The 6,998-nt window shown below is 71.4% G+C and carries 5 protein-coding genes; all 5 read left to right on the top strand.

Annotation, left to right across the window (positions count from 1 at the left end):
* Positions 1-471 (top strand): DUF4440 domain-containing protein (locus tag K2X24_RS08585; protein ID WP_292496789.1); only part of this gene is annotated, 471 nt, incomplete at its 5' end.
* A 229-nt stretch (positions 472-700) separates the two neighbouring features.
* On the top strand, positions 701-3,058 hold the full coding sequence (locus tag K2X24_RS08580; protein WP_292496788.1) for an EAL domain-containing protein: 2,358 nt from the start codon (positions 701-703) through the stop codon (positions 3,056-3,058).
* Between the two features lie 401 nt (positions 3,059-3,459).
* Positions 3,460-4,452 (top strand): DUF559 domain-containing protein, encoded by a 993-nt coding sequence (locus K2X24_RS08575; RefSeq protein WP_292496786.1) that lies wholly within the window; start codon positions 3,460-3,462, stop codon positions 4,450-4,452.
* A complete protein-coding gene (locus K2X24_RS08570; RefSeq protein ID WP_292496784.1) occupies positions 4,449-5,111 on the top strand; it encodes a hypothetical protein in 663 nt (220 codons plus the stop codon). Before K2X24_RS08575 ends, K2X24_RS08570 begins: the two co-directional genes overlap by 4 nt.
* Positions 5,108-6,998, top strand: a 1,891-nt coding sequence (locus K2X24_RS08565) for an ATP-binding protein (RefSeq protein WP_292496782.1), incomplete at its 3' end; no start/stop codon positions are given. The genes K2X24_RS08570 and K2X24_RS08565, both read left to right, overlap by 4 nt.

Below are 6,998 nucleotides of genomic sequence, written 5' to 3'. Positions count from 1 at the left end.
CTAGGGCGAACGAGGCGGGACGCCATCGCGCAGGGCGACCCACGGAACGAAGCCTGCGCCGGCCGCGTCATCCTCGACAATCCGACACCCGAGGACAGCAAGATGGATGATGATCGCGTGTGGTCGTTCGAGAAGAGCCTCTGGACCGGTGACCCCGACCATTACCGGGAACTGGTCGATGAAGAATGCCTGATGGTGTTGCCGACGCCGCCCTTCGTGCTCAGCGGCACCCAGGCCATCGAGGCCGTCGCCGACACGCCGCGCTGGTCCTCGATCGAACTGTCCAAGGGCCGGATCTCGCGCCCCCAGGAAGGCCTGATCGTCATCGCGTACCACGCCAAGGCCGCGCGGGAGAACGAGACCTACGAGGCGAATTGTACGTCCACCTACCGGCGCCTCTCACACGAGGTCTGGCGCGTCGTGCAGCACCAGCAGACGCCGCCGCTCTCGATCCCCGCGGCCAACGATTGATGGGGCCTCCGTCCGGTGCCTGACTGTCCACCGGACGGGCGACAGGGATGCGCACGCTGGGCGACGCCCCGGCGTGGCGCCTGGGACGGGGGCTTCCCGGGCCCGCGAAGGGCATGGTCTTTTCGCCGACCGGCAACGTCGGACGTTGGCTTGCGATCCACAGCCCTTAACGCACCGTTCAGGCTGAACGTTGACGAAGCACAAATCCTTGCTCGTCCATGACACGCGCATGGCTCTCACGCTCGTCACACTCCTGGGCAGTCAGGCGATCAGCTTCGTTCTCGCCGCCGCGACGATCTGCGCCCTGAGCGCGTGGTTGACGGTCCACTTCCTCTACAAGGCCGAATGCTCCGTAGCGGGGCGGCGTGGCAGGTGGCTCGCCGGAACGGCCATCGTCGCGGGCGTCGGCGTGTGGACGACGCATTTCATGGCGATGCTGGGCTACCGGACCGATATCGTCCTCGGATACGATCTCGTCACGACCCTGCTCTCCGGCCTGATCGCGATCCTCGCCGTCGGCACGCCCCTGGGCCTCTCGGCCCTGCCCGCGGCCCGGTCGGCGCGCGCCCTCCTCGGCGGGGTGGCGGGTCTCGGGATCGGGGCGATGCACATCACCGGCATGCTGTCGCTGGACGGCTGCACGCAGACACAGTCGCTCGCCACCAACGGGCTGGCCTGCGCGGTCGGCGCCACCCTGATGGCCCTCACGCGCGCGCTGCCCGCCCGCAAGCCGTCCTATGCCGTCGCCTGCCCGCTCATCGTCGCCGCGGTCTGCGGCACGCACTTCACCTCCCTGGCGGGCACCGTCGTGGAAGGCCGCCTCGCGAGCGACGCGTCGTCGAACATCCAGATGGCGCTGAGCGTCCTGACGGCGGCGGGCGCCGCGGTCCTGATCATCGGCGCCTTCATCGCCCTCGCGGCGACCCGCCGCTTCGAGGCGCAGGAGGCCACGCACCTGACCGTGCTCGCGACCGCGCTGCAGAACATGTCGAACGGGCTCCTGAAGATCTCGTCCGACCAGGTGATCGAACTCTACAACCAGCGCCTCTGCAGGATGCTGCGGCTCGAACCCGAAACGATGACAGTGGGCATGTCCCTGGAGCGCTTCGTGACGGAGATGGGCGCGGCCAACGGCTGGGACGCCGAGCGCGTCGCCCGATCCCTGGACACGCATCGCCTTTGGCTGCGCTCGGATCGCGAATCGCGGGCCGAGCATCATTTCGACGATGGCCGCATCCTGTCGGTCTCCTGCCAGCCGGTCCGGGACGGCGCCATCCTCACGGTCGACGACGTGACATGGGACCGGCTCGCCGAGAAGGAGATCTCGCATCTCGCCTATCACGATCCGCTGACGGGGCTCGCGAACCGGCGCGCGCTGAGCGAGCGCATGCTCGCGAGCCATGCGGATGGCGCGCCCTTCGCGCTGCTGCTGATCGATCTCGATCGCTTCAAGTCGGTCAACGACACCTTCGGTCATGCGGTCGGCGACAAGCTCCTGATCGCGGTGGCGGACCGGCTGCGGCACCTGCTCGACGGCGGCTTCATCGCCCGGCACGGCGGGGACGAACTCGCGTTGCTGGTGGCGGGCGGGGTTTCCGAGGCCGAAGCCCTGGCCGACCGCATCGTCCAGGCGGTCGAGCGGCCCCACACCCTGGACAGCATGACGGTCGTGGTCGGCTGCAGCATCGGCATCTGCAGCCGCCGCGACAGCACCGGGCCCGACGACCTGATGCAGCGCGCCGACATCGCCCTCGACGAGGCCAAGCGCCGCGGGCGCGGCCGGGCGATCTCCTACCAGCCCGGGATGATCGAGGCGCTCGCCGAGCGCGGACAGCTCGACAACGCCCTGCGGAGCGCCCTCGCGCAAGGTCAGTTCCACCTCCTGTACCAGCCGATCCTGTCCCTGGCGGACGATTCGATCGTGGCCTTCGAGGCGCTGATCCGCTGGACGCATCCGACCCGGGGGCTGGTCTCTCCGGCCGAGTTCATTCCGCTGGCGGAGGAGAACGGCTGCATCGTGCCGATCGGGCAATGGGTGCTGGAACAGGCCTGCCGGGAAGCGGCCGGCTGGCCCGCCGACCAGCACGTCGCCGTCAACGTCTCGGCGGTGCAGCTGCGCTCGCCGCACATCCTGGCCCACGTGACGGGGGCCCTGGCGCGAAGCGGGTTGCCACCGCACCGCCTGGAAATCGAACTCACGGAGACCGCCCTGGTGGAGGACGGCCGTCAGGTCGCGCACACGCTGGCCGCCCTGCGGACCTTCGGCATCCGGATCGCGATGGACGATTTCGGCACCGGCTACTCGTCCCTCGCCCACCTGAGGGACCTGCCCCTCGACCGGATCAAGATCGACCGGAGCTTCGTGGCCTCGGCGCTCGAGGACAAGCACTCGCTGGCCGTGATCCGGGCCGTGGCGCAGATGGGACGGGACATGAACGTCCTCACCCTCGCGGAGGGCGTGGAGAATTCGGATCAACTCGCCCTTCTGCGCACGATCGGCTGCGACGCGGTCCAGGGTTACTTCATCGGCCGACCAGCGCCCCCGCCGCGGAGCGGGGCCGAGCCTGCATGGGTGCACGCGGCCTGAGCGACCGGGCGGGATCGCCGGAGCTTTCACCCGCGGGAAGGCGGACCGGCGGTCCGACCGCGCCAAGAAACAGTCGCGCCGGGAAACAATCGCGCGGATGCGCCCATCCGGACCCGGGCCTCGGCCACGCCACAACCCTTGAGCGCACCGAACGTGGAGGGGCGGCCACATCCCAGGAGAGGCCAACCACTCCTCCGGGTTGCATCGGCGCACGAACGCAGGACCGCGCCCGAGCCGGCGCGGGATCGCCCCGTCGCGCCGGTCCGGCAATCCGAGCTGGGCCAGCGCTACAGGCGTTCGCCCCTGACGCGAACCTATCTCGCTCTCTGTCTTGTGCCATAGACGGCCACTGCGATCTGTGGTGGTGTCGCGCCACCTGACCGGCTGCGCACGGGCTTGATTTGGACGCGACGCCCCCTTCCCGCCCGGCCTCCTGGCCGCGCCTGACACCGGAGTTCCTGGCGCAGCGGATCGTCGGACTGACGCGCGGCGCGCGCCTGACCGTCCTGGGTCTCGGCCCGGACGGCATCGGGGACATCCTCGACGAGATCCCCGAGCGCAGCCGCGGCGCGCTCCTCGTCGCGGGCGAGGGCCTTTCCACCGCCGCGATTCTCGATCGGGTCCTCGACGATCTCGCCGACCTCGCGCTGGCCGGATGGCCGCCGGACGATCCCGGCACCTCCGTTCCCGGAACGAACCCCGATCCCTGGCGCAAGGCGGCGGCCAAGTGCGTCCGGGCCGAGCGCGCGCCTCGGTTCCGGCGCATGGCGCGGGACCTCGAATTCACGCGGCTCCTGCGGGCGGTCGAACCGGCCGGCCCCATCCTGGTCTGGGAGGTCGACCCGGCCTCGGGCGCGCGGGCGGCACCCGTGATCGAGGCGGTGGAATGGTGCGCCCGGCACGGGGCGGCGAATGTGGCGACGCTCAGCGTGCCCCCGCCCCCGGCCGCGCCATACGACCGCATCCTCTACGGTGCCGTGGAACTGGCCCGGCCTCCCCGGGCGGCCGGCGCGCGCTTCATCGCGCCGGCCACGGGCGCCCATCATGCCAGCGCCGCCGAGCAGTGCGTCGCGGCCGCCCTGGCGTGGGATGCCGACCTGGCAGGCCTCTTCCTGTGCAACGCGCCGGTGCCCGTCGGCCCCTGGGGAGCGCGGCCACGGGTCGACCTGCTCTGCCCCGCCCACCGCATCGTCGTGGAACTCGACGGTCCCGAGCACCGCGCCGAACCGAAGTTCGGCGACGACCGCCACCGTGACTTCACGTTGTTGATGGCCGGTTACCTCGTCCTCAGGTTGACCAACGCACAGATCGCCGCCGACCTCCCGCTGGCGATCGAGAAGATTCGCGCCGTCGTCGACCTGCGACGGCGCCCACGAGGGGAAACGATCCGATGAGCGAGACGCCGACGCCCAAGCAGGCGCTGGTCCTGTGGTGCCTGCTGGGACGTTGCGGAACCGCTCTCCAGAGCACCCTCACACCGAAGATCGGAAAGCTGGACCGCGAGGCGCTCCTGAAGGCGGGGTACGTCGAGGCCCGCCGGCAAGGCCGCTCCCAGCGCCTCACCGTCACCGACAAGGGCTGGGCCTGGGCCGGCGCGCATCTGCGCGATCCCCTGCCGCCGAGCTTTCGCGTGCTGCAGGACTGGCTTGAGCGCCTGAACGGGCATCTCGAAGCCACCGGCGGAACCCTCGCCGACCTCGTCGGCCCGCCTCCGCCGGAGCCCGAACCGGAACCCGCCCTCAAGCGCCCGGCTCCCAAACGGGCGGCGCCGAAGCGTCCCACGGCCAAGGCGATGCGTGCCCGGATCGAGGCGGCTTACCTCGCCCTCACGGGTGGAGAACGAGCCAAGGCCGTGCGTCTCAGCGCCCTGCGCGAAGAACTCGCCGACCTCGACCGCGAAACCCTGGACGAGGGCCTCGCCGCGATCCTGCGCGGGGACGCGACCGCGCGCCTGAGCCAGTTCAGCGATCCGAAATCCCTCGACGCCGCCGAGCGCGCGGCCGCCTACGCGCCGGCCGGCGAGCCCTTCCACATCCTCTGGATCCAGTCATGAGCGACGCCCTCGACGCCCTCCGGCGGGTGGATTTCGACTGGGTGCGCACCCTCGACAGCATCTGGATCGACACCGAGCCGACCGGCGGCCCCAATGAGCGGTTCGTTCCCGAGATCGTCGCCGACCTGCACGACAAGGCGCGCCAGCCAGCGGACCGGGCGCCGGGCCGCGTCCTCGTCGGTCAGTCCGGTGTCGGCAAGACCCACCTCGTCGGGCAGCTCCGGCGCGAGGCGTGGCGCAGGGGCGCCTGGTTCGTGCCCCTCGACGTGCTGGGGCTGACGGATTTCTGGCGCAGCGCGGCGCTGAGCTTCGTCACCGCGCTCCTCCAGGCGATGCCGGATGGACGGCGGCAATCGGATGCGGTGCTGGCGGGCGTGGCGCGGCGCTTCGGCGTGGAGACCCAGGTGGAGGCGGCCTTCAACACGCCGAACATGGATGCGCGCCGGATCGTCGACGTTCTGGTCCAGGCCCTGATGCGGGTCGACGCGGGCCGCGCCCTCAAGCATCTCGACGTGTTCCGCGCCCTCTGCCTGCTGCGCTCGCAGGATTTCGGGGCCGTCGGCCTCGCCCATGCCTGGCTCCAGGGCTACGAGGCCGACCCGGCCGAGCGCACCGCCCTCGGCTTCAGGACGCCGCCGCCCGCCCCCGTCGAGGTGGTGCGCGGCATCTGCTGGATCATGGCGCTCGGCGGCCCCACGCTGATCGCCGTCGACCAGATCGACGGCATCATCGATGCGAGCCGGCTCGCCGCCGGCGACGGCCTGGAGCCGGAGACCAGCCTCACGGAGGTTCTCTCGGCGGGGCTCCTCGAACTCAGCATCGTCTGCGACCGCAGCATGACGGTGGTGACCTGCCTGCAGGAATCCTGGGACCGCCTCGAGACGCGGGGCCTGCGGTCGATGCGCGAGCGCTTCGGCCAGCCCCAGGCCCTGACGGGCATGAACGAGCGCGCGGCCGCCTCCGCCCTGATCGCCGGACGGCTGGCGCCGGCCTATGCGGAGGCGGGCTTCACGGCAGCCACCCCGACCTGGCCGTTCGGCGAGCAGGCGATCGCGGATGCCGCGGCCTTCGGCATGATGCCCCGCACCCTGCTGATGCGCTGCGACGCCTTCCGTCGGCACTGCCTCGCGACGGAGACGGTTGGCCTCTGCACCTCGCTCATCGACGCGAACGTGGCGCCGCCGCCGCCACCCGGCACCGACTTCGACCTGCCGGCGGCCTGCCGCGCGGCCGACATCGCGGGGATCGACAGCGACGAGGATTCCTGGCTCGGCCAGCTCCTGCGCGACGCCTTCGACATCTACGCCCTGGAGGACGACCCCGACGACACCCTCGACGTGGCCAGCAAGGGCGAACCCGACCAGAAGATTCCGCCCCTGCACGGGCGCCTGACCTTCATCCACCGGGACGAGAACGACCGCGAGCGCCACGTCTGCTACCGGGCGCTCCAGCACCAGAACGCGATCGCGTTCCAGGCCCGCCTGCGGGCGGCGCTGACCGCCTCCGGCATCTCGCCCCGTATTCCCGACCGCGAACTGCTGCTGGTCCGGCGCGGCCCCATGCCGGGCGGGTCCAAGACGAAGCAGCTCTTCGACGCCTTCACGGCGGCCGGCGGCCGGCTGATCGATCCCTCCGACGACGACCTGCGGATCTTCGTCGGCCTGCGCGACCTGCGGGCGCAGGCCGAGGCCGACGGCGCCTCCGACCGCTTCGAGCGCTGGCTCCGGGCCGAGCAGCCGCTGTTGACGAGCGCCCTGTTCCGGGCGGCGGGCCTCGCCCACGCGCCACGGACGGGCGATGGGCCGCCGGAGGACGGGACGAATCCGGAGCCGGTCGCGCCCGGGCCGGGTGCGGCCCCGGAGGTGAAGGGGCAGGCGAGCGCCCCCC

This window comes from Methylobacterium sp., from assembly GCF_019750675.1.
In the GTDB taxonomy this organism is placed as follows: Bacteria; Pseudomonadota; Alphaproteobacteria; order Rhizobiales; family Beijerinckiaceae; genus Methylobacterium.
The sequence above is the reverse complement of the archived record's forward strand: the minus strand, read 5'-3'. Positions and strand labels throughout refer to the sequence as shown.

Bases quoted from the DNA above. Each gene is read 5' to 3' on its own strand.
- K2X24_RS08570 (WP_292496784.1), top strand. From the start codon at position 4,449: ATGAGCGAGACGCCGACGCCCAAGCAGGCGCTGGTCCTGTGGTGCCTG.
- K2X24_RS08580 (WP_292496788.1), top strand. From the start codon at position 701: ATGGCTCTCACGCTCGTCACACTCCTGGGCAGTCAGGCGATCAGCTTC.